General features: G+C 41.7%; 26 protein-coding genes. 8 read left to right on the top strand and 18 right to left on the bottom strand.

The annotated features are described in order from the left end of the window. Window positions 1-45 precede the first annotated feature (45 nt). Entirely contained in the window at window positions 46-1170 is a 1125-nt protein-coding gene (dnaN, locus tag U3A58_RS15845; protein WP_323824996.1) for a DNA polymerase III subunit beta, read from the top strand. 214 nt (window positions 1171-1384) lie between these two features. Here the strand turns inward: dnaN and U3A58_RS15840 are convergent, their stop codons facing one another. The 4 genes from U3A58_RS15840 to U3A58_RS15825 all read right to left on the bottom strand — a co-directional run bounded on the left by U3A58_RS15840 (window position 1385) and on the right by U3A58_RS15825 (window position 4779). Continuing rightward, a complete protein-coding gene (locus U3A58_RS15840) occupies window positions 1385-1615 on the bottom strand; it encodes a VF530 family protein (protein WP_323824994.1) in 231 nt (76 codons plus the stop codon). Window positions 1616-1669: 54 nt separating this feature from the next. Further along, entirely contained in the window at window positions 1670-2056 is a 387-nt protein-coding gene (locus U3A58_RS15835) for a VOC family protein (protein WP_323824992.1), read from the bottom strand. A 166-nt stretch (window positions 2057-2222) separates the two neighbouring features. Next, window positions 2223-3170 (bottom strand): TIM barrel protein, encoded by a 948-nt coding sequence (locus U3A58_RS15830; protein ID WP_323824990.1) that lies wholly within the window; start codon window positions 3168-3170, stop codon window positions 2223-2225. A 94-nt stretch (window positions 3171-3264) separates the two neighbouring features. Next, window positions 3265-4779, bottom strand: coding sequence for a Gfo/Idh/MocA family protein (locus U3A58_RS15825; protein ID WP_323824988.1), 1515 nt, complete (start codon window positions 4777-4779; stop codon window positions 3265-3267). Window positions 4780-4956: 177 nt separating this feature from the next. On the opposite strand from U3A58_RS15825, the gene U3A58_RS15820 reads away from it, so the two are divergent. Next, the gene (locus U3A58_RS15820) at window positions 4957-6588 is read left to right on the top strand and encodes a sulfatase family protein (protein ID WP_323824986.1); all 1632 of its coding nucleotides are present in this window, start codon (window positions 4957-4959) and stop codon (window positions 6586-6588) included. Window positions 6589-6732: 144 nt separating this feature from the next. Here U3A58_RS15820 and U3A58_RS15815 read toward each other — a convergent pair whose 3' ends face one another. Beyond that, complete coding sequence (locus U3A58_RS15815; protein ID WP_323824984.1) at window positions 6733-7491, bottom strand: SDR family NAD(P)-dependent oxidoreductase; 759 nt, start codon at window positions 7489-7491, stop codon at window positions 6733-6735. Between the two features lie 392 nt (window positions 7492-7883). Between U3A58_RS15815 and U3A58_RS15810 the strand changes: the two genes are divergently transcribed. After that, a complete protein-coding gene (locus U3A58_RS15810; RefSeq protein WP_323824982.1) occupies window positions 7884-8612 on the top strand; it encodes a lysophospholipid acyltransferase family protein in 729 nt (242 codons plus the stop codon). Here U3A58_RS15810 and U3A58_RS15805 read toward each other — a convergent pair. The 9 genes from U3A58_RS15805 to U3A58_RS15765 form a co-directional block, all read right to left on the bottom strand. Beyond that, window positions 8599-9252 (bottom strand): hypothetical protein, encoded by a 654-nt coding sequence (locus U3A58_RS15805; protein ID WP_323824980.1) that lies wholly within the window; start codon window positions 9250-9252, stop codon window positions 8599-8601. The genes U3A58_RS15810 and U3A58_RS15805 overlap by 14 nt on opposite strands. A gap of 9 nt (window positions 9253-9261) precedes the next feature. Next, a complete protein-coding gene (locus U3A58_RS15800) occupies window positions 9262-10629 on the bottom strand; it encodes a pyridoxal-phosphate dependent enzyme (protein WP_323824978.1) in 1368 nt (455 codons plus the stop codon). 420 nt (window positions 10630-11049) lie between these two features. Beyond that, a complete protein-coding gene (locus U3A58_RS15795) occupies window positions 11050-12690 on the bottom strand; it encodes a putative ABC exporter domain-containing protein (protein ID WP_323824976.1) in 1641 nt (546 codons plus the stop codon). Further along, complete coding sequence (locus U3A58_RS15790; RefSeq protein WP_323824974.1) at window positions 12683-13399, bottom strand: ABC transporter ATP-binding protein; 717 nt, start codon at window positions 13397-13399, stop codon at window positions 12683-12685. Before U3A58_RS15790 ends, U3A58_RS15795 begins: the two co-directional genes overlap by 8 nt. A 66-nt stretch (window positions 13400-13465) precedes the next feature. Continuing rightward, window positions 13466-14392 carry an aspartate carbamoyltransferase catalytic subunit gene (locus U3A58_RS15785; RefSeq protein WP_323824973.1) on the bottom strand — a complete coding sequence of 309 codons (927 nt, stop codon included), beginning with the start codon at window positions 14390-14392 and terminating at the stop codon, window positions 13466-13468. A 2-nt stretch (window positions 14393-14394) separates the two neighbouring features. Further along, window positions 14395-14943 (bottom strand): bifunctional pyr operon transcriptional regulator/uracil phosphoribosyltransferase PyrR, encoded by a 549-nt coding sequence (pyrR, locus tag U3A58_RS15780; RefSeq protein ID WP_323824971.1) that lies wholly within the window; start codon window positions 14941-14943, stop codon window positions 14395-14397. A 34-nt stretch (window positions 14944-14977) separates the two neighbouring features. Then, window positions 14978-16600, bottom strand: coding sequence for a transcriptional regulator (locus U3A58_RS15775; RefSeq protein ID WP_323824969.1), 1623 nt, complete (start codon window positions 16598-16600; stop codon window positions 14978-14980). Between the two features lie 179 nt (window positions 16601-16779). Next, window positions 16780-16989: an EVE domain-containing protein gene (locus U3A58_RS15770; RefSeq protein WP_323824967.1), complete on the bottom strand. Its 210-nt coding sequence runs from the start codon at window positions 16987-16989 to the stop codon at window positions 16780-16782. Between the two features lie 34 nt (window positions 16990-17023). Beyond that, window positions 17024-17179, bottom strand: coding sequence for an EVE domain-containing protein (locus U3A58_RS15765; protein ID WP_323824965.1), 156 nt, complete (start codon window positions 17177-17179; stop codon window positions 17024-17026). Window positions 17180-17404: 225 nt separating this feature from the next. On the opposite strand from U3A58_RS15765, the gene U3A58_RS15760 reads away from it, so the two are divergent. After that, on the top strand, window positions 17405-19117 hold the full coding sequence (locus U3A58_RS15760; RefSeq protein ID WP_465038361.1) for a helix-hairpin-helix domain-containing protein: 1713 nt from the start codon (window positions 17405-17407) through the stop codon (window positions 19115-19117). Between the two features lie 69 nt (window positions 19118-19186). Continuing rightward, window positions 19187-19474, top strand: coding sequence for a hypothetical protein (locus tag U3A58_RS15755; protein WP_323824963.1), 288 nt, complete (start codon window positions 19187-19189; stop codon window positions 19472-19474). A gap of 108 nt (window positions 19475-19582) precedes the next feature. Here the strand turns inward: U3A58_RS15755 and U3A58_RS15750 are convergent, their stop codons facing one another. The 4 genes from U3A58_RS15750 to U3A58_RS15735 all read right to left on the bottom strand — a co-directional run bounded on the left by U3A58_RS15750 (window position 19583) and on the right by U3A58_RS15735 (window position 23885). Continuing rightward, window positions 19583-22108, bottom strand: coding sequence for an ATP-dependent Clp protease ATP-binding subunit (locus tag U3A58_RS15750; protein ID WP_323824961.1), 2526 nt, complete (start codon window positions 22106-22108; stop codon window positions 19583-19585). Window positions 22109-22189: 81 nt separating this feature from the next. Continuing rightward, entirely contained in the window at window positions 22190-22816 is a 627-nt protein-coding gene (locus tag U3A58_RS15745; RefSeq protein WP_323824959.1) for a WbqC family protein, read from the bottom strand. A gap of 1 nt (window position 22817) precedes the next feature. Beyond that, entirely contained in the window at window positions 22818-23447 is a 630-nt protein-coding gene (locus U3A58_RS15740; protein ID WP_323824957.1) for an L-threonylcarbamoyladenylate synthase, read from the bottom strand. A gap of 3 nt (window positions 23448-23450) precedes the next feature. Beyond that, window positions 23451-23885 (bottom strand): (deoxy)nucleoside triphosphate pyrophosphohydrolase, encoded by a 435-nt coding sequence (locus tag U3A58_RS15735; protein ID WP_323824955.1) that lies wholly within the window; start codon window positions 23883-23885, stop codon window positions 23451-23453. An 86-nt stretch (window positions 23886-23971) separates the two neighbouring features. On the opposite strand from U3A58_RS15735, the gene mltG reads away from it, so the two are divergent. Genes mltG through U3A58_RS15720 form a run of 3 tightly spaced genes read left to right on the top strand, consistent with a single transcriptional unit; the run spans window position 23972 to window position 26422 of the window. Then, entirely contained in the window at window positions 23972-25015 is a 1044-nt protein-coding gene (gene mltG / locus U3A58_RS15730; RefSeq protein ID WP_323824953.1) for an endolytic transglycosylase MltG, read from the top strand. Between the two features lie 2 nt (window positions 25016-25017). Beyond that, window positions 25018-25434, top strand: a complete 417-nt coding sequence (locus tag U3A58_RS15725; RefSeq protein ID WP_323824951.1) for an acyl-CoA thioesterase — start codon at window positions 25018-25020, stop codon at window positions 25432-25434. Window positions 25435-25438: 4 nt separating this feature from the next. Next, the gene (locus U3A58_RS15720) at window positions 25439-26422 is read left to right on the top strand and encodes a YihY/virulence factor BrkB family protein (protein ID WP_323825108.1); all 984 of its coding nucleotides are present in this window, start codon (window positions 25439-25441) and stop codon (window positions 26420-26422) included. Window positions 26423-26635: the final 213 nt, after the last annotated feature.

Genomic DNA, 26635 nt, shown 5'->3' with positions numbered 1-26635 from the left:
AAATTTACCCCCATTCAAAAGTAAAAATAAAATAAGCCCTACGATATGAAATTTATTGTTTCCTCTTCTGCCTTATTAAAGCAGCTTTCGGCTATCAACGGTGTGGTGACAACCAATCCCGTAGTGCCAATTTTAGAAAATTTTCTTTTTGAGATCAAAGAAAGTCTATTGACCATTACCGCATCTGACTTGCAGACTTCCATGATTACAGAAATCGGCGTGGAGGCTAAAGAAGATGGCAATATCGCGGTGCCAGCAAAGATTTTGATGGAGACCTTGAAAAATCTTCCTGAGCAGCCAGTTACATTCAGCATTGACCACGACACCTATGCTGTTGAAATCAGCTCTGACAATGGGCGCTACAGATTGGCAGGTGAGAATGCTACTGATTTTCCGAAAATCCCGACCGTAAGCAACGCTACTTCTGTGGATATGTCCACTGAGGTGCTTTCTTCCGCTGTTTCTAATACCATCTTTGCCACTAGTTCAGACGAACTTCGCCCTGCGATGACGGGTGTTTACATCAATCTAAGTCCAACCAATACTACTTTCGTAGCTACTGACGGACATAGACTGGTGCGGTACAGAAGAGTGGATATTGCATCTCAGGAGGCGGCTACATTGATCATCCCTCGTAAGGCGTTGAACTTGTTGAAGTCAACTTTGCCTTCTGAAAACCTTCCGGTGACTGTAGAATTCAATCAGTCTAATGCTTACTTCAACTTCAATAACATCAAGATGATTTGTCGTCTGATCGATGAGCGTTTCCCTGATTACGAAAATGTGATCCCTGCGGAAAACCCTAATGTGATGACTATTGACCGTCAGGAATTGTTAAGCTCACTTCGTCGTATTGCAATCTATGCGAACAAAACTACCCATCAGGTGAGGTTGAAATTGACAGGTAGTGAATTGATGATTTCTGCAGAAGATCTTGATTTCTCCAACGAAGCAAATGAGCGGCTTTCCTGTGACCACGACGGAGAGGATATCGAAATTGGTTTCAATGCAAAATTCTTGGTAGAAATGCTTAATAACCTTTCTTGCAAAGAGGTTAGCTTGAAGTTCTCCGCACCCAACCGTGCGGGTTTGATCCTTCCTGCTGAGCAAGACGAAAACGAAGACATCCTCATGCTGGTGATGCCAGTAATGTTAAATAATTACGTATAACAACCACAAACTATAAAACGAAAAGCCCGGGAGATTTCTTCGGGCTTTTTTTTGTGAAATAGCCGCAAAGAGCACGAAGAAGGCACAAAGAAAAATGAGATACATTTAGAGTTCTTTGGAAAAAAATATTTGCGGAGTCTGGCAGTCTGAGGTAGTCTAGGACTGTAAAAATTTGGATAAACCTTCGTGCCTTCTTTGTGGCTATATTAACAACTCACTTCTTGTTCGCGTCACGTAGCGACTTTAAGTATAATCCTTCTACCCGCTCTCTGGCCCAAGGCGTTTTTCGAAGAAATTTCAAGCTGGAATTCACCGAAGGATCATGTGTGAAGCAACGGATAGTAATGCGCTCACCGAGTTCTTCCCAGCCGTAAAATTCAACTAGATGCTCGACTATAGCTGCGAGTTTGATTCCGTGAAGAGGATTATTGGGTTGGGGTTCCAAAATGGAATATAAAATGAGTGAATTTAAAATTATGAATTCTTTATTACTTGTTAATTATTTCCTCTCTATAAAATCCCAGAGATTTCCATATAAATCCTTAAAAACTGATACCGTTCCAAATGCTTCCTCAGAGGGTTCTCGGATGAATTCTACGCCTTTTGCAGTGTAATTATGATAATCTCTGTAGAAATTGTCGGTGTACAAAAAGAGAAAAACTCTTCCTCCAGATTGAAAGCCAATTTGATTTCGCTGGAGTTCATCAGTAGCTTTTGCCAGTAATAATTGGCAGGATGAACCTGGGGGACAGACTCGTATCCAGCGTTTTGTATCGCTGAGATGTGTGTCTTCTACCAATTCAAATCCCAAGGTTTGTGTATAATATTCTATTGCCTCATCGTAATCCCTAACCAAAATTGCGATTTGTCCGAGTTGTTGTTTCATGTGTTTATAATTGACTTTCAAGGGCCATAACCTGTCCCGTGACGAAGGAAACGGGATGGATTTGGCATTATGGATAATCATCCCAATGCGTGTCGCCTTTGATATGCTCGATTTCTTAAAAGTAAATAAAAACCGCCCCACAGAATCAGTTGGTCCAAGCAGTATATTAACCTTCGTTTTGGAGCTGGTTCCTTACCTTCTCCAGGACAATTTTAATATCTTCTATACTTTCCCACTCCCGACCTTCATCACCATGTTCTATGCCTACATATTCATGAAAATCATGTGCTAGTATAAGCTTCATCATTTTAGGATAATCCAATGGGTATTGATTGCCTTTGTCATCCCAAACTGTGGGCTTCAGACTTACTCCTTTAGCACTTGGCATCAATTCATCCACACCAAGGTAGGAGTCATAGGAAATGTCCTTCCCGTCCACATTGGTGATTCTGAAATTGCCGAAATCAGGCAGTGTTCCCGCTCGGGGATGATTAGTTTTAGCAATCATTTCTGCCAGCCATTTTCCATTGCTTGAGAATCCGCCGTGATTCTCGATCAAAACATTGATATCAAAGTCATCTGCAAATTCACAAAGTTCATGCAAGCCTGCACTGGCAAGATCACTGGACGATTTGTAATCTTGTTCAGACGTACTCCATGGGATAGACGAGTAGGCATTTACCCGGATTGAATGACATCCTAAGAACTTGGCCGCTTCTACCCACTTTTTGTGATTCTCCACAGTTTGTGCCCGCTCTTCAGCTGTCGCCGCACCCAGCATACCTTCCCCATCACACATGATCAGAACAGACCGTATCCCTTCGCCATCGGCACGGGTTTTCATTTCCTTCAGATAGGCCATGTCTTGGGCTTTGTCTTTGAAAAACTGATTGACATATTCTATGGCTTCGATTCCAGCTTTTTTGGTGAGTATGGGGAAGTCCAAGTGATCCATTTTTCCAGCGAAAAGCTGCTTGTTCAGAGACCATTCCGCAAGGGATATCTTAAAAAGATGATCGGCTTTACCTGATGAAAAAGCCATTTGTGGCATTCCTAGGCCAATTGCAGCAGTAGCAAGCCCAGCTGATTTGAGAAAATTTCTTCTGTTATTCATGGTGATTTTTTGTGAAAGGGTAAATTGGATTTTATGGTTGACAGGAGACTCTATTTCATTGTTCTAACAGGAAATACGGGGATTGAATACGCTCTTAAATCTCCCAGCCTTTTCTATATTCTCTTGTTAGGAATTTATTTGCTTCTATATCATTGGTAATCTCCAAAGTAGAAGCATCAAAATCCACCTTTTTTCTTGCTCTTAAAGCTACTGCGCCAAGATTGATGGTATCTGTGATGGTCTGCGCACGGATGAAGCTACCTGGGGTTTGCTTTCCTGCTTGGATTGCTTCCACCCATGCCGAAGTATTCCGCTCTACATTGTCAGAATCGATTCGCTCAGATGCTGGCCTGTCGGCCATTTTGCTTTCTGGAAGTAGCACAGGGTTTTCTCCTCTGAATCCTCCTAATATTTTGCCCTTCGTTCCCACAATCATTAAGCCTTCCTCAGGCGTGTCTTTGCCGTCCACTTCCAGTTCCTCTGGGGCAAATGGCTTCATGCCTCCATCATACCAGATTAGATCAAAAGCAGGTAGAGAAGCTTGCTGAGGGAATTGCCATTTGATCATACAGCTGGCAGGAAAAGCCACATCATTGTCAACCCATTGATAGACTCCATTTATTTCTTCCCGGGTGGTAGTTCCGTATGCTTTGGCGTTTAGAGGAGATTTAGTGATGCCCAGAGTTTCAAAAAGCGGAAAGAGACTATAATGTCCCATATCTGCTACCGAACCCCCGCCGAAGTCATACCAGCCCCGAAAAACATTGTGTGTGTAATTTTTGTGGTAATCCATATCAGGAACAGGACCCAGCCAAAGATTCCAATTGAATCCCTCAGGGATGGTTTCTATGCCTGTCGGCCGCTTGGTCCATTGCTGCCAAACTGGTCTATAAGACCAATTGTGTATCTCTTTCAGTTCACCGATTAACCCGGCATCCAGCCAAGCTTTGATCTGACGATATTCAGGACGATCCGACCAAGCAAGCAAGTGCGTAATCACTCCGCTTGATTTCGCTTTTTCTATCACTTTTCTTCCTTCAAGTAGTCTATTGGAAATAGGCTTATGCGTCACCACGTGTATTCCTTGGTTCATAGCTGCTATGGCGATGGAAGCATGGGTATGATCGGGAGTCATTATTTTGACTGCGTCAATTCCTTTTTCCTTTGCAAAAAGCTCTTGAAAATCCTCGTAGGACGCACAGTCTTTGTATGTTCCCGAGGGGTTGTTTTTTGAATAATATTTTTCCACATAGGCCTGGCCCACGTCTCTTCCACCGGCAATTCCATTTGTATTGCTCCACCAAGTATCATCACCAAGTGTGTTGCGGATATCATCCCGGATCCCAAAAGGTGACCAGTCAATGTAATTTTCCGAGTATTTATTTGCATCGCACACAGCAACTACCCGAACTTTTGGGTTTTGTAAAAGACCCCCCATTTCTCGAAGACCCTGCGTACCACAACCAATATTGGCAACGGTGATTTGGTCGGAGGGAGGAATCTTTCCTAGGCCTGCAATGACATTGGATGGTACGATGGATATGGATGCAGCAACGGTGGCTGCTGAACCAAGAAACTCTCTTCTGTTCAAATTCTTAATGGGAGCCATATATTGGATTTATGGAGTTTGGCTTTTAAGTTACCAAAGCTAGCTTTCATTCCAAAGAACTTTGCTTTCATAAGTAATAATGGAAAATTATCTATGGTTATTGGTCAAGATCATATACAGAAGGTTTTAATTTTTGGGTTAAATAGAATATCTTGGGTTGTTCAAATCCATCTATATATGAAGTATTTACTATCTTTTTCGCTTCTTTCATTTCTGTTTTTTTCCTGCCAAAAGGAGTCGAATTCTGATGTGGTAATAGAATATCCTGAGCGTCCTAATATCCTTTGGATTGTGAATGAGGATATGTCGCCAGAGCATTTGGGCGTATATGGAGGTACTGGCGGGCATACGCCCGTTTTGGACACGCTGGCTAAGGCTGGAGTTCTCTTTACAAATGCCTTTTCTACTGCAGGGGTGTGTGCACCAAGTCGTGCAGCACTTATTACAGGTGCATATCAAACATCGATTGGTGCAATGCATATGCGTACTCTTTCTTTTTCGGCTGCAGGCGGGGATAATTACCCTCCGGATCATAAATCCTATTCAGCAGTGATTCCTGAAGGAATGCATGGATTTCCTGAATACCTACGCATGGCTGGCTATTATACCAGCAACAATGTGAAGGAGGATTACCAGTTTGTCGCGCCTGGTACGATGTGGGATGAGAGTAGTAATACCGCTCATTGGAGAAATCGTAAAGATCCAGGCCAACCATTTTTCTCAATTTTCAATTATACCACGACTCATGAATCTCAAGTATGGGCAAGGGAAAATGAGGATTTGCTGATTGATCCGGCAGGTGTGACGGTGCCGCCAGTGTATCCTGATGATTCCATTACACGAAGGACCTTAGCAAGATTCATCACCAATGTGATGCGCTTTGATGCACAGGTGGGTGAGCTTTTGCAACAGCTAAAAGATGATGGGTTGTATGAAAACACGATTATTTTCTATTATTCAGATCATGGGGATGGCATGCCTTATTATAAGCGGGAGTTGTATGATAGAGGCTTGCGAGTACCTCTTTTTATAAAGGCGCCTTTTATCGACCCAGGAACAGTGGATGATCAGTTGGTAAGCTTTTTGGATTTTGGCCCTACTGTACTTGCGCTAGCAGGAGTGAAAATTCCAAATAACATGCAGGGACAGGCATTTATGGGGAATCAAAAGTCCGCTCCGAGACAATACATCTATGCTGCACGGGATCGAATGGATTCTGAGGTAGACCGGGTTCGGGCAGTGAGTGATGGTCGATATAAATACATTAAAAACTATATGCCTGATAAGCCCAACTATCAGCATATACGCTACCGATTAAGTAATCCTCTGATGGTTCACTTGCTGGAATTACACAAAGAAGGGAAATTGGATGAAAACCAAGAACGCTGGTTTGACGACACTAAGCCAGAGGAGGAATTATATGATACACAGTCAGATCCTTATGAGTTTACTAATCTGGCAGGAAATCCTGATTATGCAGATAAGCTCTCTGAGCTTCGTAGCGCTCATTTAAAATGGGTGGATGAGTTTGGGGATCTTGGTGCAATGCCTGAAATGGAAATGGTACACCAATGGTGGAGTGGGGCAGATGAAGCACCGACTACAGAACCGGGAGAAGTGCATTTTGAGGATGGAATGGTTTCAATTTCCACTGAGACAAAAGGGGCTTCAATTGGCTTCAAGAAAAGTGCTAAAGACGTTTGGTCTGTTTATCAGATTCCATTTGAGATGAATGCAGGAGATTCATTGTTTGTGTTGGCACATCGAATTGGGTATGAACCCTCGACTGATGCGATAGTGGTGAAATAATCGCTGCTCAGAATGTGCAATTCCGAGTTCTTAATTATTGGAATTGGATTTTAAATCCGTTTGGAAATAGAGGATTGCAAATCCTTTGATAGAGCTTCGAGATTACAAATCTCGAAGCTCTGAAAGCTTTTTAAATCGCAGTGCCTATTTAACTAAAATTCCCCCATCTATCGTGTAAGCTGATCCTGTAATCCAGGATGCTTCATCAGAAACCAGAAACAGGGCCAGTGAAGCAATATCTTCCGGATGTCCAAGACGCTTCATCAACGTATTATTGGCTGTTTGCTGTACGATGGTATCAGGGTCATCAAAAGCTTTGGCTGAATCCCAAATTAATGGAGTATCGACAGGGCCGGGACAAATGGTATTCACCCGGATGGTGGGTCCATAATCTAACGCCATCTCTTTCACCAACGCAACAAGCGCAGCCTTGCTGGCACAATAGGCTGCATGATTGGGGAAACTCTTAAACGCTGCAATCGAACTATTTGCGAGGATGACGCCCTTGCCATTTTTCTGCATCTCAGGAATCGCAAACCGACTCAAGTAAAACACTGAATTTAGATTGGCATTGATGGTTTCATTCCATTCTTCAAAAGAAATATCCGTCACAGATCCCAAACCTAACTTTCCGGCATTGGTTACAACGATATCCAGTTTTCCGAAATTGTGAATCGCTTCTTGAACGAGCGTTTTATTTACAGCTATAGTAGAAATATCCCCAGCAACAAAAACTGCCTTTCCGCCATGCTGAATCAGCTTTTTCTCCAATGCTTTGCCTCGAAGCTCATCCCGACCACTTAAAATAACAGACACTCCTTCGTTGGCAAACCGCTCTGACATGGCTTTTCCCATGCCACTTGTAGCTCCGGTAATGATGGCTGTCTTTCCTTGCAATCTCATGTTTTTGGGTCTAGTAGAAAATGACTTTTTATCTGGAATATGTTGGGTAACATGCGCTTTAGTTTCGCACTATGGGTTTAATTTAGTTCTATTTCTCGTTAAACCTTATGTCGGTTCAGGTCTTACTCAATCTTCTTTTCGAAAGTGTAATTTCGAGGACTTACCTAAGGATTTTTAATCTGTTTTGGGATGTAGGATTGCGTATTCTTTGGTAGAGTTTCGAGATTACAAATCTCGAAGAGCTGAGAAATTCAGCTGCTGGCCAGATTTTTATAAGCTGACTTCCATTAAATTCGTGGTAGTACCAAAAAACAGAGCCCCCGAACGCTCGGAGGCTCCTGCAAGCAAAGAGTGAAGATTAAATTTATACCCAAAATTACCATTTCCTCCGAATGATAAAAATCATCCAAGCATTATTTACCATTTACTCCATTGTGCTTTTCTTCACACTGCTCCTGATGCTAGGGCTTTTTATCGTCATCCCTATGAGCATTAGTCCAGCAGGAGGTAAACTGTCTTTTTTATTTATTCGAATTTGGGCTCGAGTTTGGTCTTTTGGATCGGGAATTCGATACGAGTTCCATGGCAGGGAAATCATTGATCGCAGGCAATCATACATTTACATTTTCAACCATCGTTCATTCTTAGATGCAGCAATAATCCCGCTTGCCATTCCTCAGCCAGTTAGAGCTTTGGGAAAGAAAGAATTATCCAAAATCCCATTTTTCGGGTGGGTAGTGGGTAAAGTAGCGATCTGGGTAGATAGAACAGATGTCGAATCAAGAAGAAAAAGTATAGATCGGTTGGTGATATTTCTCAATCAAGGAATCTCTGCTGTCGTTGCTCCCGAGGGAACACGAAATGATAGTGAAACCGCTCTCCTTCCTTTCAAATCCGGCGCATTTCGACTTGCTGTTGAAACAGGTATTCCTATGATTCCTATAGCCGTAATCGGGGCTAATAAAATCATGAAAAAAGGATCGCTTTTGATAAGTCCAGGCAAAGTCAACATCTACTATTCCAAGCCCATTAATCCTCCTTCACCATCTGAAACAGCAGTAAGTGAACTCTCTGAGAAATGTAGATCACGACTGCAAGCTATGATTCTTACACATGAATGATAGTATCTTCTGGATCCACCACCGCGTCTATAGTCAGCTCTTCAAAAAGAATATAAACAGCTAGATAAGTCATCGGAACCGTGATGAGGAGCCCGACTATCAGACAAAGAAAACCAGCTAGATTTAGCGCTAATAGTGCTAGACCAAAAACAAAAAACTTCACCCAGTTCGTATGAACTAGTTTACGACTCAGCTCCATAGAAGTCCAGAAATCAAAGCCTCCAAAAATCACAAACAGGAGACAAAACATGTATCCGATGAGTAAATAAATCCCTGGTACCACAAAGCATATAATCCCGAGTACTATCACAATGGAGCTAATGAGGTTAGCTGACATTAGATTCCACCAATATTTGAAACCATCAAAGTAATTCTGAAAATCAATGTATTCTTTTTGACTTTGGCGGTTTGCCACTAAGTAAAATCCACAGACTAGTGGCGGAGCCAAAAAGATACTGTAGAGAAAAGTGAAATCCTTCAAATATAGAGCGAACCCTGCCTGAATAGCCCCAATCAATACCATATATCCTACATGAAACAAAGCCCGGGATTTGAACATCTCCCAGGCTTTTGTAAGTATCTCCTTGATATCAAAATCTACTCCCGAATCAATGATTCGTTGAATTTTACCTTGATCCATTTAATTAATTTACTTCGTGAAAGCTTCTAAGATATCGTGCTTAGTAATGATATGAATCTGATTTTGCACATCACGCACGAGTACCGCCTTTTGTTTTTCTACCATAGAAGAAAGCACGTCCAGCGTACTATCCAGTGCCACAAAATGCATGGAATCTTCCATTACATCAGCAACATTCGCATCTTTCAGAGAGGGATTTTCTATGATTCTGGCCAGCAATTTATTATCTGTGAGACTTCCTACTACTTCACCATTTTCCATCACGGGGATCTGGGAAACACTTGTCCTATTCATCAAGCCGATTGCGTCCTTCACTGTGTCGGTTTTCAACGATGAAACCAACGTATATGCTCCATTCCGCTGCGCAATGATATCTCTTGCCGTAGAGAAAGTCTTGTCTTCCAAGAAACCGTGATTTCTCATCCACTCGTCGTTATAAACCTTGCCCAAATAGCGAGTGCCATGATCAGGAAGAATAATTACCATCTGATCGCCTTCCTTCATATTGTCCTTTGCCCACTCCAAGGCTCCATGTACAGCAGATCCACAAGACCAACCTACAAATAAGCCTTCTTCCCTGGCCAATCGGCGCGTCATCACGGCAGAGTCCTTGTCTGTCACTTTCACAAAGTGATCGATCATATCAAAGTCCACATTCTTTGGAAGAATGTCCTCACCTATCCCTTCAGTCAGGTAGGGATAGACTTCTTTATCGTCAAAAATGCCAGTCTCTTTATACTTTTTGAAAACCGAACCGTAAGTATCAATTCCCACAGTCACCACATTTGAATTCTGCTCTTTCAAATATTTCGCTACTCCGCACATAGATCCGCCGGTTCCTACACCGGCTGCATAATGGGTGATTTTGCCATCAGTATCATTCCAGATTTCAGGTCCAGTCGTCTCGTAGTGAGCGGCTGTATTGGATAGGTTGTCGTATTGATTTGGGTAAAAAGAATTAGGAATATCCTGATTCAATTTCATTGCAATGGAATAATAGGACCGTGGATCATCTGGGGAAACGTTTGTCGGACAAACGATCACTTCTGCCCCCACAGCCTTGAGAATGTCGATTTTCTCTTTGGACTGTTTATCCGCCATGGTAAAAATACACTTGTAGCCTTTGGCTATTGCCGCCAGTGCCAAACCCATCCCAGTATTTCCAGAAGTCCCTTCTATGATCGTACCTCCTGGCTTCAGCAATCCTGCCTTCTCAGCATCCTCCACCATTTTGATCGCCATACGGTCTTTCATGGAATTCCCAGGATTGAAGTATTCTACCTTAACCAAAACCTCTCCTTTGACGTGTTTGGCGAGTTTATTCAAGCGGATCATCGGCGTGTTTCCGATGGTATCGATTATTGAGTTGTAGATCATAGTCGGTTAGATTTGGTATTCAAAATTACAGGAATTTTCTTGCTGAAGCGATCACGGGAAAGTTAAAACAGAATAAAATTCGGCTTTTTCGAAAGTAAAAGCTAAGTAAATCCAATCCAATTTTACGGTTTTGTCTAGGCACTGCGACTTGTCTGGCTCAAGACTTCAGTCTTGGACCTAGCTCAACGCAGTCCTCAGACTGCGATAGAAAACCCTTCCTAAAGATCGACTTCTTGGCTGGAGGGGCGTCCTGACCTCCTTTTATCGGCTACACAGGGGGAAGAAAATGCAAATCAGATTCAGCTTCTGGAGAAGCAGGATAACATTGAATTTTGCTAAAAAAAATTCTCAATATCGCCACAAAGTGCACTCTGCGTTAAGCTCCGTGCACTTTGTGGTTAAAAAAATTGCTGGCTTCTTCTATATCTCCTTGAATTCCAGCCGCTTCAAAACATCCAGCGTCACGTGCATCAAGATAGCAGCCACGAAAAACATCCCAAAGGATCCGCCAAACAGCGCCCAGACGAATTGCTGTGAAACCACAAACGCAACAATACTAAAAACAAATGCCGGCACAAACCCAAAAAGAACTATACCTCCTATCATAAATGGCTTGATCAATTTCCTGTCCCAGCCTTCATCTAAAGCTATTTGGGGGATTATATTGATCCCAAAACCAATCAAGTAAACTTCTATAGTTGCAAATAAGAAGAGTGGAACTATAAACCAGTTTAATCCAGCTATCAATACAGAAGGAACAATCAATGCAACGCAAAACAAGGTAATCTGAAGAATGTCCAGCTTAATCACATTCCAGAACTTAGCGGTCCAAGTAGCGGGCACAAGAATGAAAAAAGGCTTTTTCAGGTCTCCTACATTTGCTCTGCCTATCCCGGCAAAGAAATATAGAAACAACATGATCAGCAGATAGCCATATAAGAAGTAATGCGAAAACCAGTCGAATAAAGAAAGTACTGCCAGGACTATTCCTATACCCACCATAATCAGAGAATACAATCCAAAAAGCGGATGGAAATCCTGCCGTGAACTGTGGACGTAATTTCTCCAATAAAAGGCCTTGGCACCAGTTCCGAAGTCAGGAAGAGCAAGTTTCTTTTTAGTGTTCAGACTGTAGGAGCTCTCACCGACTTGTTTTTTGCCTTTTACTTTCTCCAGCTTTTCTTCATTAGACTTGGTCGCCTCCAGCACGTCTTCGTAATAATAGCCCGCAAAGCGAATGACCAATTTCAAAATCGCGAAATACGCAATGCCGTAGAGTGCTATAAAACCAATTGATAGTATCGCATTTTCATGGGAAAGATAACTTGCAATTCCCCGGCTCCATCCCACAATAGGAAAGAAATCAAACCATGGAGAAGTAATCCAAGCAAACATCCCCTGCCAGAATTTCTCGGCCAGCAAACCGGGAATAATTACCAGACCCGAGAGCAAAATAGCCAAAATGATGACGCCTGTTCGGATATATTCCATCACATCGTATTTGGTATTTAGTGTATAAACCAGGAATTTGATTGGAGAAACAATAAAAAAGAACAAGGCAAAAGCTAGTATCAGGAAAATGAAATTCGCAACAGTCATTTCAAAAGTGTCTATAGCTTGGCTAGCTCCATAAACCACAAAGAGGATCGCACCTCCCAAAGAAGGTAAAATGGATCTGGCCATGTAGTAAATCAGGATATTCTCCGGCTTGACAGGCGCTGTAAAAAGTAGATTGACATCCGCCATTTTGAAAAAACTGACATTATTTTTTGTCGCTCGATAGAGCTGATAGATTAGAATAACCAAGGCTAGTAGCGTAACTGCTCCAATTATATTCTGCATCGCAAAATTCACTTCAGGTATGCCATTAATATCCAATGCTGGCATTTCCTGAGTAGATGCATCCTCATCTCTGGTCTGCAAACGCAGATAATACATAAAAAAGATATAGCCTAGAATTCCTGCATAGGGCAAAAGCCGAAGTGGATTTCTAAGTATGAGCTTGATATTATTGATCAGGATGAGAATATCCTTCCTGAAAAGCAGTCGGATTTCATACATCTTTGGTCATTTCTAAAAATAGATCTTCCAAAGTGGTGCCTTCTTCCTGTACAAATTGCTGCTTAAGATTAGAAATCGTGTCATTGCCGACAATATTACCATCTTTCAGAATCATCACTCTGTCGGCAATAGACTCTACACTATCGATCAAATGTGTGCTTACCAGAATAGTCTTTCCTGCTTCCTTAAGCTCTCTGAATACTCTTTTGGTATTTTTAATTGCCTTTGGATCCAACCCAATCATGGGCTCATCGAAGAACAATACCTGAGGATCTGGAAGCAAGGCACAGCAAATCGATACTTTTTGGCGCATGCCTTTGGATAAATCTCGCCCAAGTTTGTCTCTTTTATCCGCCAACTCAAATAGCTCCAAATATTCATCAGCTTTCTCCTTCCACACTTTTACTCCATAAGCCTGAGCTACAAACTGCATATGTTCATGTACCGTGAGTAGATCATACACATAAGGCGTCTCTGGAATATAACTGAAGAGTCGCTTTGCCTCCACACTCAGATGATCGTGTCCGCCTAAGGTAATTTCTCCGGAAGTTTTGCGAAGCAAGCCTACGATACACTTCATCGTCGTACTTTTTCCAGCTCCATTTGGACCTAGCAGCCCTACTACTTCTCCTCCCCGAAGTTCGAATGATATATCGTTGACAGCGTTCTGCTTGCCATAGGTTTTCACGAGATTAGTTACGCTTAGCATAAAGGTAAATTTGAGATTTAAATGGAAATGGACTTCAAATTTGAGCGTGTTAATCTCAAATTAATCCTACCCTCTTGCCCCTGCAAGCAAGTAAAGAACAGCCATTCGTACCGCTACGCCATTTTGCACCTGCTCAAGGATAATAGAATGCTCCGAATCAGCCACATCTGAGCTCAGTTCTACACCACGGTTGATCGGTCCCGGATGCATGATGACGATCTCCTTATCTAACTGGCTCAATAGTTTTTTATTGATCCCATAATAAAGTGAATATTCGCGCAAGCTGGGGAAATACTTGATCTGCTGTCTTTCTAGCTGAATTCTTAGGACGTTAGCCACATCGCACCATTGCAGTGCTTTTTTCACATCCAATTCTACTTTCACGCCAAGACTGGCGATATATTTTGGCAGCAAGGTAATAGGTCCACAGACCATCACTTCAGCGCCTAGTTTTTGTAGGCAAAAAATGTTGGAAAGCGCTACTCTTGAGTGCAAAATATCCCCAATGATGGCGACCTTTTTTCCGGCCACATCCCCTAACTTTTCCTTGATAGAGAATGCATCAAGTAATGCCTGAGTCGGGTGCTCATGAGTACCATCCCCGGCATTCACAATATTCGCTTTTACATTTCGCGCAAGGAAATGAGGTGCTCCAGGGCTAGAATGTCTCATCACTACCATATCCACTTTCATGGACAGGATGTTGTTCACTGTATCTACCAGTGTTTCACCCTTCTTCACTGAACTGTTGGAAGAGGAAAAATTCACCACATCTGCAGATAACCTTTTTTCAGCGAGCTCAAAAGAAAGTCTGGTGCGCGTAGAATTCTCAAAAAACACGTTGGCAATCGTGATATCACGAAGAGAAGGTACTTTTTTGATCGGGCGATTGATCACTTCTTTGAAATTTGCCGCTGTGTCAAGAATAAGCTGGAGATCATCCTCCGTGAGGTTTTTGATTCCAAGTAAATGTTTCGTGCTGAGTTGCGACATGGTTAAGGGTTAACTTTCTCTGTGATCCAAATTGCGTCTTTTTCATTCCCCTGAGCAGCCCATTCCACAAGCACATATTGGCTTTCCAGCGTATGCACACGAATACCATAATAATCAGGCATGATAGGATAATCCCGGGTGAGCTTACGATCTACAAGCACCATAAGCTCTACTTTCTGCGGTCTGCCAAAGGCAATCATCGCATCCATAGCTGCTCGCACTGACCTTCCTTTATAAAGCACGTCATCGACTAGAATCACTTTTTTGCCTTCGACTAGAAAGTTGATTTTGGTTTCGTTTGCTTTGAGTGGGAGATCTCTCCTGCGAAAATCATCTCTGTGAAATGTAGCATCGAGATATCCTGAAGGAACTTTCACTCCAGAAATTTCTTCAAGAAGTTTTACGATTTTGTCCAACAAAATTGGGCCTCTAGGCTGCAAGCCCAACAGTACCGTATTGTCAAAATCATCGTGATTTTCGATCAGTTGATGACAGAAGCGCCTGAGTATGATCCCAATCTGTCCTTCGTCTAAGACTAGCCTTTTTTGCATGGGGTAGATTTGCGGGTAAATATAAAAATAAAAACTAGTCCGGGAGGTCTTCTGGCTTATACAAATCCCCATCCACCACTATTTTGGTGAGAAAGTAAACCTCTCTAACCTCATCAGTACCTGCCTCATTCAAGAATCGAATTCGCTGAGTACCCGAAAGCAAATAGTATCTGTCGTACCAATATATCAATCGCAAGCTTTCCAGATTGGTGTCCCGAATCCTTTCATGCTCATTGACCAAGCCCAATTCAAATTCCTGGTTTTCGAATATTTTTTCTCCATTTCTGAAGAAACTAAGCTTAATCGTCTGGTTTTCTACAAACATGTGGTACAAATCCTCTCCCACCACAGCCACTTCGCCGAAAGCATCAGGATAGGTAGTTACCATTTCATTGTATGAACTTGCATTATCCCACAGCACTTGACCTGTCTTAGCGACTTTAGCAAAATGTGCCGAAATATATCGGTACTCAGGGACAGACTGATAACTACTCGACATCGGGAAGCGGTTTGTCAAATAAGGGTCATTTAAGATAGTAGTCCCCATCCTGCTCCATCTGTCGTATCGGTAGCCTCCCGTAGGGGAATACGCCCCGTTTTGATATCCAGAGCGACTATTGGACACCGTATATTGGTCGAAGTACACGTAGTAAGCATTTGGAGTTTGTCGTATATCACGAATAGAATACAGACTATTAATGACGGGAATCTTTTCTCTATCCAATTCCTTTTGGACTGCATTATCTTTTTTTCCTTTGGCCTTTTCGTTGAGGTAATTGTAGAAATTCGGAAAATCCTTCAAGGTGTACAATTTGAAATCAAATTCTCCAAATTCATTGATATCCATAATATACATACCTTGATAGGCATTTCTACGCTCCAATCCGAAAGCTCCTATCATAGCTTCTTGGTAATTGCCTGTAGAGAGTAGAATTCCGTCCATAATCTCTTGACCTGGATCGGAAAAATGATCCACCTTAACCTCTTGAATGACATTCCCGGTCATATCGTAGGTATTAATCAGCAAGTCACGATTTCTATAGGAGCCCTTCCTGCTCAGCACTACTTCTAGTGAGCGTGTCTCTGGCATTTTTCGAATTTGAAGGATTTGAGTATCATTCCCATATATTCCTTGAAGCGTATGGACACTCTTAGTAACCAAATCATGAATCTGCAAAACCGGCCTGGTATCTGAAGTCCCCATGAAAATAGCTTTTTGATCTTGGACCAAAAACTCCACCAGCTCCATATCCAGCACATTATTTACGTCAAATTCTATTCCTTGCTTGGTCTCCAAATTCACTTGTAGCAGATACTTGTCTGAACTTATAAGGTACCCTTTAGAGAAAAGTATAAACAACTGGCTATTGTCGGTATCATATCCCAACATATCAAATCCTTCCTTCACTGGAAATTCTATCATGCCTTGGGTAGTATTCAGCGAGGAGTCCACAATAAAATATTGAAAAACTCTCCTCAAATTCATCCCTTTCTCCGGTAGAGTCCGCATAGAAACCAAACCGGATTCTGAGTCAATCATCTCAAACAATGGATCATTCAACTCAGAAGGTACTTCATAGCGCTCAATGAATCTAAGCTGCGCCATCGATTGCTGCCCGAGGATAAAAAGAAAAAGGAATAGAACTGAATTTTTCATATGATTATAATTTTTTCTTTAAGGCCATATGGAATCTCGCATGCATTATAATCATCCCAGTGTGTGACTTTCTAGTCATGCTCGATTTCATGTGTTTATAATTTGTTTTTTAAAGGCCACATCGAATCTCGCAGGTTTGATAATCATCCGGCTGTGTGTCTTCTACGACATGCTCGATTTCATGAACCCATTTTTAGAAGTAAGTCAAACTCTGCTTGTGTGACAGGCAAGACTGACAAGCGGGATTGCTTTAGCATAGGCAAGTCAGACAATCTATCCTCTGCTTTGATTGAAGACAAGGAAATTGACGATTTCAACGGTCTTTTCACTTTCAATTTTACAGCCGTCCACGCTTCATCCGCAGGATCAGGAAACTGTTCCTGACTCACTTCTGCTATACCTACGATGGCTTTGTCATTTCCGCTATGGTAAAAAAAACACCAGATCTCCCTGTTGCATTTCCTGTAGATAATTCCTCGCTTGGTAATTTCTCACACCATCCCAAACATCTTCATCTTTTTCTACGAAATCATCCCAGGAATAAGATCCAGGCTCAGACTTAACTATCCAGTATCTCATTGTTTTATTCATAGAAAGTAAATAGGCAATTGATTCTCATAAGGTAATTACATTCTCTCGATTCAAAAGCAACAGAAATAAGAATGAATGCTACTCCATTCCAGCAGGTTGCAGTGCTCAGCATGTAGAAACTCAAATTTCAATTTTAAGTTAAGCTATAGCCCTTTAAATTGAAACATTATTTAAAGACATTTGTCTAGAGACTTTCACATAAAACGAGATATTTTGGATCACAAGACTCTTCTGAAAAAAATTAAACTCAGCATTCAGCTGATGGAACTTCACGATGAAAACCCTTTCAAAATCCGCAGCTATCAAAGTGCCTTGATTTCCTTGGAACGAGGAGATCAGGACATCATGGGATTGAGCGAAGGAGAGCTTGCAACCATCCAAGGTGTGGGAAAGAGTATGGTGGAAGCAATCCAACAGCTTAAAGAAACAGATACGTTTCCCTTTCTCGAAGAATTATTGGCAAAAACTCCCGAGGGAATTCTGGAAGTTCTTCAGATCAAAGGCCTAGGTCCCAAGAAGGTAAAAACCCTCTGGGAAGAACTTGGCATTACCTCCACCCATGAACTCATGGAGGCTTGTCAATCCGGTAAAGTAGCCAAAATCAAAGGTTTCGGAGAAAAAACGCAAGACACTATTATCCAAAATTTAGAGTTCAAAGCTTCCAATTCTGGAAAATGGCTCTATGCAGACCTAGAGGAAACTGTAATGAAACTTCAGGAAACATTTCGTGGAATTGCTCCAAAAGCCGATTTGACAATCGTAGGTGATTTTGCAAGAAAGATGGAAATCATCACAGAAACTGAGTTTCTAATTTCTTCTGATGAATTACCTAGTGTAAAATCCAAGATTAAAGCAATGGACTCCATCGATTGGATTTTGCTCGAATCAGGCCCCAGAACATTAAGAGGAAAATTGAAAGAAATCGAACTGCGGGTGAGCGTGCACTTCTGCTCCAAGGAGGATTTCCTCTGGAAGAAGCTCTCACTAATAGCTTCACCGCTCCACTTGGAATCACTCGTGGATGAAAAGGAAAGCGTATCCCAAAAGCTTCAAAAAAGGGATTATTCAAGCGAAGTTGAGTTTTTCAGCATCAATAAGCTCCAATTTATTCCTGCTGAAATGCGTGAAGGATTTGGGGAAGTAGCCCTAGCTAAGGAAAACAAAATTCCAGAACTGCTTACTGAGAAAGAGCTGAAGGGGATTCTTCACAATCACTCCACCTACAGTGACGGTAAGCATAGCCTGAGGCAAATGGCCGAGTATTGCGAAGAACTAGGCTATGAATACCTGGGGATCTCCGATCATAGCAAAACGGCTTTTTATGCCGGAGGACTGGAAGTCGAAAAGATCCTAAAGCAACATCAAGAAATTGATGAACTGAACAAGAAAATGGCTCCATTCAGAATTTTCAAAGGAATAGAAAGTGACATACTTTCTGACGGAAAACTGGATTACGAGGATGCTGTGTTGGCAAGTTTTGACTTTATCGTTTCCTCTGTTCACTCCATTCTGAATATGGACATCAAGCGAGCGACAAGTAGGCTGATCAGGGCGATTGAGAATCCTTTTACCACTATTTTGGGTCATCCTACTGGAAGGCTTCTTCTTCGCCGCCAAGGATACCCAATTGATCATAAGGCTGTCATAGATGCCTGCGCTACAAATAATGTAGTGATTGAAATCAATGCAAATCCCTGGAGACTTGATCTGGATTGGAGATGGGTAAGATACGCCATGGATCAGGGGGTGATGCTTTCTATCAATCCTGATGCGCACGAAATGGAGGGCTATGCCGATATGAAATATGGGGTACTGGTGGGCAGGAAAGGCGGACTTACGAAAGAAATGACGCTCAATGCGATGACTTTAAATGAAATAGGTAACTATTTCGATACAAGACGGGCAAAGCAGGAAGTTAAAAAGTGAAAGCTTGCTTGAGGTAAGGCCAGTAGTTGGAAGTCTTGTATCTTGCCGCCAAATCTAGAATCAGAAAAAATGAAATGGACTGAGCATTCAAATAAGACATTACTTCAGCGTTCCTTTTTATTTGGGATTACAGGTATTGTGTTGTGTACGCTTTCGCTTTTGAATACGTACTTTCAGGTTCTATCTGCACCGATGGAGCCCTTGAACGGCGTTGGGCTTGCATTACAATTAGTTGGGTTGAGCTTGGCTGTGTTGGTGATTCGCAAGCGAAAATTATCCGCTGAGATCAAAGAGAAGGCAAAAAAGATGATATTGGTGCTTAGCGTAGCTTTACTATTTTTCATTTTGACTCTTTGATTTTTCGACTTTATAAAGGTTTATAACATAGACTTGACTCGTCCTGAATGAAAAAAGCCCCGAACTCTTTGCTCGGGGCTTTCAAACTCTAGATAAAACAGCTAAGCTTTAATCAGCTTTTTCCTTCTTTTTCACAGCAATGGTAAGCTCGGTGCCTTCACCAAGATAATCCGCTGTAATGACATCACCATCGGAAAGATCTCCCTTCAGGATTTCCTCGGCAATTGCATCCTCCAGATACTTTTGGATAGCTCTATTCAGAGGTCTTGCACCATATTGCTGGTCATAGCCTTTCTCAGCTAAGAATTCCTTCGCTTTTTCGGTTAGTTCAATTTTGTATCCAAGATCTGTGATTCTAGCAAATAACTTCCCTAAGCTGATATCAATAATCTTAAAGATATGTTCCCTGGTTAGTGAGTTGAATACCACCACATCATCTAATCTATTCAAGAATTCCGGGCTAAATGCCTTTTTCAACGCAGATTGAATAGTTGACTTCATCACTTCGTCCATATTGTCAGATTTGGTTTGACTGGCAAAACCAATTCCTGCTCCGAAATCCTTCAAGTCACGCACTCCTATATTCGAGGTCATGATGATGATGGTGTTTCTGAAATCCACTTTTCTACCCAAACCATCCGTCAGGATACCGTCATCCAACACCTGAAGAAGAATGTTAAACACATCCGGGTGAGCTTTTTCGATTTCATCTAGCAAGACTACAGAGTATGGTTTCCTTCTGACTTTCTCGGTCAGCTGTCCGCCTTCTTCGTAACCCACATAGCCGGGAGGGGCTCCTACCAATCTGGATACGGAGAATTTTTCCATATACTCTGACATATCAATTCTGATCAAGGAATCATCTTTGTCGAAAAGATAAGTAGCCAACATCTTGGCCAATTCCGTCTTACCAACACCCGTAGGGCCTAGGAAAATAAATGAACCAATTGGCTTTTTAGGATCTTTCAATCCCACTCTAGTTCTCTGAATTGCCTTAGTCAGTTTCTTTATCGCTTCATCCTGACCGATTACTTTGCCTGATAAATCCCCACTCATATTCAAAAGCTTTGCACCTTCTTTCTGAGCGATTCTCTTAGCAGGTATTCCAGTCATCATCGCGATCACTTCAGCTACATTATCTTCTTCTACCGTGAATCGTTTAGACTTACTTTCTTCTTCCCATCTATTTTTAGCTGTTTCCAATTGCTCTAACAATTTTTTCTCCTTATCTCTGAGTTGCGCAGCTTCTTCATATTTCTGAGATTTCACTACCCGGTTCTTCTCAGTTTTGATGTCTTCTACTTCAGCTTCTAATTTCAGAATATCTTCTGGCACATGAATATTATTGATATGGACTCTGGCGCCTGCCTCATCCAATATATCTATTGCCTTATCCGGTAAGAATCTATCGGAAATGTATCGATCGGAAAGTTTCACACAGGCAATTATAGCTTCTTCAGTATAATTGACATTATGGTGATCCTCGTACTTGTCTTTGATATTATTAAGGATCTGTATAGTTTCTTCAGGCGTAGTAGCATCTACCAGCACCATTTGGAATCTACGTGCCAAAGCGCCATCCTTCTCGATGTACTGGCGATACTCATCCAGCGTAGTAGCACCTATACATTGAATTTCTCCTCGTGCCAAAGCTGGTTTGAACATATTGGACGCATCCAAAGAACCGGAAGCACCACCGGCTCCTACTATGGTATGAAGCTCATCGATAAAGAGGATTACGTTTGGAGATTTCTCCAGCTCGTTCATAACGGCTTTCATTCTCTCCTCAAACTGTCCTCTATATTTCGTGCCAGCTACCAAAGAAGCCAGATCCAAAGTCACCACACGCTTATTGAAAAGTACACGGGATACTTTTTTCTGAATAATTCTTAGTGCTAAACCTTCGGCAATAGCTGTCTTACCTACACCTGGTTCACCGATCAAAATCGGATTGTTTTTCTTTCTTCTGGAAAGAATCTGTGCAACCCGTTCGATTTCTTTCTCACGACCGATAATTGGATCAAGCTTATCATCCTCGGCCATTTTAGTCAGATCCCGTCCGAAATTATCCAAAACGGGAGTTCTTGACTTCTCTGCTCCAGGCTTAGATGCACCAGAACCACTTCCAGTAGAACCGAAAAGCTTAGATCCATCATCATCTCCGTCTTCCGCCTCAGCTTTAGAACGAGGAGGAGTATCGGATGAAATTTCCAGCATTTCTTTTACCGAATCATAATTGATTTCAAATTTATTAAGTATCTGAGTAGCTATATTGTCTTCATCTCTCAAAATTGATAGGAGCAAATGCTCAGTACCAATCAATTGACTTTTAAAGATTTTTGCCTCCAAATAAGTAATTTTCAACACCTTCTCTGACTGTCTGGTCAGAGGGATATTTGCCATATTCTTCACGTTGTGATTGGCTGTGCCTTTTACAGCGCGTTCGATTGCATTCCGCAATTCGTCCATTGGCACTCCCAATTTCTTAAGAATGGAAACAGCAACACCTTCACCTTCGCGAATCATCCCCAGCAAGAGGTGCTCTGTGCCAATGTAATCATGTCCTAGGCGAAGAGCTTCTTCGCGGCTAAGAGAGATCACCTCTTTGACTCTGTTCGAAAATTTTGCTTCCATTGAATTCCTATCTGATTGTTTAATAATCCTGTACGTATGTTACCGAATTTGTTTTGAAAACACAATCCTTTTGCAGATTGTTCATCGTTTTTTTACAGACTTTAAGACTATACTAGTAGATGCGGGGCCTTCACAAAACAACAAATCCAGAATGCTAAGGTTTGGATCAAAGTCTAAGCCAAAAAGTTGGTAATAAAGCTCAGGCTGATAGTATTCCCGCTCCCAAAAAGGCTCTGAAGGCATCAGTTGCCCTCTAATATCATCTGTCCAACTTTGCTCCAGACTATTATCCTGTATACGCATCTTGACAGACAAGCCCAGTAACTTGAGACAGATTGTCAGCATTTGCCAGTTCAGCTCCCACAAACTCTCCAGGTTCTTCTGGTAAACTTTTTCGAAATAAGGGAAATAGTACTCGTAAAAAGCTGCCTTCCCATACGCACTCTGAATTCCTCTTAAATGAATATTTACCCAATTTTGAGTAGTATCAATTTTTATGTCTTTTAGGGAAATCCTTGGCCTCCTGCCTTGAATAGGCACAGACAATGTCCCAACCTTGTTAGCTAGACGGATTTGAGTACGGTTAAAAAAGGATTGTCTCTGGTAGGTTTCTTCAGGAAAAAACACTAATTCATCAGCATCTGCTATAGCTGCAAAAAACTCAAGGTTTGGAAAATAGTGCAGATCTACCGCTATGCTCTTTGTCATCCTACTCTAAATCCTCCAGTTTGCCCAAGCCTTCTCTAAGTACTTCCACCACGTCTCCAGTACAGTCTAATACGGTGGAAGCGATATTCTGCCCATATCCTCCGTCTATAACGATATCCACGAGATGCTGATATTTCTCGAAAATCAACTCTGGATCTGTGCTGTATTCTATCACTTCATCTTCATCATTGATAGAGGTAGTGAGGATGGGATGCCCCAATTCTTCCACCAGCATACGCGGCACATTATGAGCAGGTACTCTGATTCCGAGAGTTTTCTTTTTGCTATGTAAGATCTTCGGCACTTGATTACTTGCTTCCAATATAAACGTAAAGGGGCCAGGCAACCCTTTTTTCATCATCTTAAAAACTGACTTGCTGATTACCTTGGTGAAATGAGAAATATTGCTCAAATCAGCACAAATGATAGAGAAATTATGTTTTTTGGGATTGATGCCCTTGATTTTGCAAATACGCTCCACTGCACGCAAATTCATGATATCACAGCCCATCCCATAGACAGTGTCTGTAGGATAAATCACTACACCTCCATCACGAAGCGTGGCGGCAATCTGCCTGATCTTATCTGGATCAGGATTTTCCTCATATAATCGAATCAATTCAGCGGGCATACCTTAAATTTCTGTACTATAATCAACTAGTAGTTTCTGAATATTGTTCCAATTCTCCAAAAGGTGATCAACTATTGGTATATCAGCAGGAGCCCAATTCAAAGATTTTAATGCACCTTTTGGCAGCCATTTTACCTCTTGATGCTCCAGTAAAATAAGCTCTCCGCTTTCCCATCTGCAAATAAACGGCATCAACTGGATCATTATCCCTGCTGAATAAGAAGGTTCTTGTGGTCTCAAAGAGCTGATTACCTTGATAGAAATGGCTAATTCCTCTTGGATCTCACGGATTAGACAGGCTTCCGGTGTTTCCTTCTTCTCAATTTTCCCACCTGGAAACTCCCATAACCTTGGAAGTGACATTTTCTCAGAACGTTGAGCACAAAGAACTTTTTCATCCAAAAATATTAGCGCACAGGTGACTAAAACAACTTCCATGAAAAACAATTTTCAACAGAAAGATATAATTACCTTACCTGAAGCACAAACTCCACCTTAGATTTTTCCCTATTTTTGACACCTATATGCTAAGTGAAAAAAGAAAGAACATCTACCTCGTCCTAGTCATTGGCTTCTCAGTGATGGCTATCTCTTTGAGTTTCTATTTCTACCAGATTTTTTTCAGTCCAAATGTGCTGATAGAATCCGACCAGAAATATATGTTGAAAATTGGGAGCAATGACACTTTCAAGACCGTTTCCAACAAGTTGTATGACGATTATGTGGTAAATGACTTGGTAAGTTTTGGCTTTCTGGCCAAAATCATGGACTATCAAGAAAACGTAAAACCGGGACTTTACACCATTGAGCCGAAAATGACTAATCTTGAATTGGTCAGATTACTTCGCTCAGGAAAGCAAACGCCCATTCGGGTCACATTTAATAATGTGAGGACAAAGGAAGATTTGGCTGAAAAAATCACCTCCAATATGGAGATTTCAAAAGATCAATTTTTAGAGCTTGTTCAAGACTCAGTCTATATCCGCAAGTTTGATTTTGACGAGGAAACGATCATGAGCATGTTCATACCAAATACCTATGAATTTTGGTGGAATACCAGCGCAGAAGCACTTTTTGACAGGATGCATCGAGAATATAAAAGTTTCTGGACGGAGGAGCGAAAGCAGAAAGCAAGTTTACTTGGGCTAAGTCCAAAAGAAGTAAGCACCTTAGCGAGTATTGTGCAAGCCGAGAGTCAGAAGGCGGATGAACGTCCGAAAATCGCAGGAGTTTATTTGAATAGACTTAAGTTAGGTATGCCCCTTCAAGCTGACCCAACTTTGGTTTTCGCGTTGGGAGATTTCGAATTGAAACGAGTGCTGAATGTTCACAAAGAAACCGACAGCCCATACAACACTTATATGTACGCAGGGCTTCCCCCGGGTCCAATTAACCTTCCAGACATCAACTCATTGGATGCCGTACTGAATGCAGAAGACCATGAGTATCTATACTTCTGTGCCAAGGAAGATTTCTCGGGCTATCATTCTTTTGCCACCAATTTGGCCCAGCACAATGCAAATGCTCGAAGGTATCAGGCTGCGCTTAATGCCGCGAAGATCTATTAAGCATGTTTAGAGCAGAAACCCAAATCAGAGTTCGATACGCTGAAACTGACCAGATGAGTTATGTCTATTATGGCAACTACGCGATGTACTTCGAAGTAGCCAGAGTGGAGGCGATGCGAAGTATTGGGTTTTCGTACAAGGAAATGGAAGATGAGGGCGTGATGATGCCGGTACTGGAAAGTCATTTCCGCTATTTAAGGCCAGGAAAATACGATGAATTGCTCACCATCAAGACTACTATCCCTAACCTTCCAGGCGTCAGGATTCGATTTGAATACGAGGTCTTTAACGCACAAGCGGAATTGATTACAGAAGGCTGGACAGTTCTGACTTTTCTCAAAAAAGACAGCCATCGTCCGACCAGACCTCCGCATAATTTATTAGCTTTATTGAAAGCTTATTTTCAAGAAGTAGGATAAAGTGATCAAAACAAGAATCCTTAGGTTAGAAGTCAGGTTACTTTGGCAAGCTCGAAAGCTTAAGAAAATTCATTTCGGAGATCCAGACAAAAACCTCTACGATCTTGGGAGGATTTTTTTGATACAGCTGCAAAAGGACGATATCTTAGAGCGGGCTGGATCTATGGCATTTAGCTACACCATTGCCCTATTCCCGATGATACTTTTTCTGCTGAACCTTATTCCATATTTGCAGGATATTTTTCCATACATCACCACTCAAAACATCCTCACCTTCACCCAAGAAATCCTTCCTGAGGAGATTTACACCCAATCCGAGGGAACCATCATGGATATCGTGTCCAAACCAAGGCAAAGCTTGCTTTCTCTGGGTTTTTTCTTCGCCTTGTTTGCCTCTACCCAAGGGGTGGTGTCGATGATGAATTCGTTTAACTCAGTCTATCAGACCAAGGATAATAGGAGCTTTTTTCAAAGTCGAGGTATTGCAGTCAGCATAGTTTTGATTCTCGCACTGACGGTGATCACTGCTAGTTTGGTCATGATTTTGGGAGAGATAATTATTCGTCGATTGGATGAGATGCAGGTATTCAATTCAGGTTTTATGATTTTCTTGTTCACTAGTCTGAAATTCCTCATTTTACTTTTCATGTTCTATATCACTACAGCCTTCATTTTCAGGTTTGCCCCCGCAGTTCATGACAAGTGGAAGTTTTTTTCGGCAGGGGCAAAGCTAGCAGGACTACTTACCACTTTTGGCTTTTATGGCTTTACGTATTACCTGAATAATTTCGCTAGCTACAATAGACTCTATGGTTCCATCGGGACCTTGATTGCGTTGATGCTATGGCTTCTTATCACCTCTATCATCATCCTCGTGTGTTTTGAAGTGAATGTGAGTTTGGATTTGGTGGAGGAGAATAAAAAGCGAAACAGAAATACAGAAGTTGAGGATATTTTAGCGAAGGAGAAAAAAGAACTAGCGAAATAAGGCTGGATTTCTGTTTATCACCAAGAAGATCTAAGTTGATGTTTTAATTTTAATCAGCAGTTAACCATTCGCTTGTTGCTTTTGGAAGGGATAATTAAACCCGGATTATGCATTAGAATAATTAAAAGGGGGGCTTAGATTCTGAATTTGGGAGAAGATGCCATCCATCCAGGGTCTTTTTTTGACTGGTAAAGAGATTTTCAAGACCTGTTT

This window comes from Algoriphagus persicinus (assembly GCF_035156415.1).
GTDB lineage: Bacteria > Bacteroidota > Bacteroidia > Cytophagales > Cyclobacteriaceae > Algoriphagus > Algoriphagus persicinus.
This window is presented reverse-complemented; position numbering and strand designations above follow the sequence as displayed.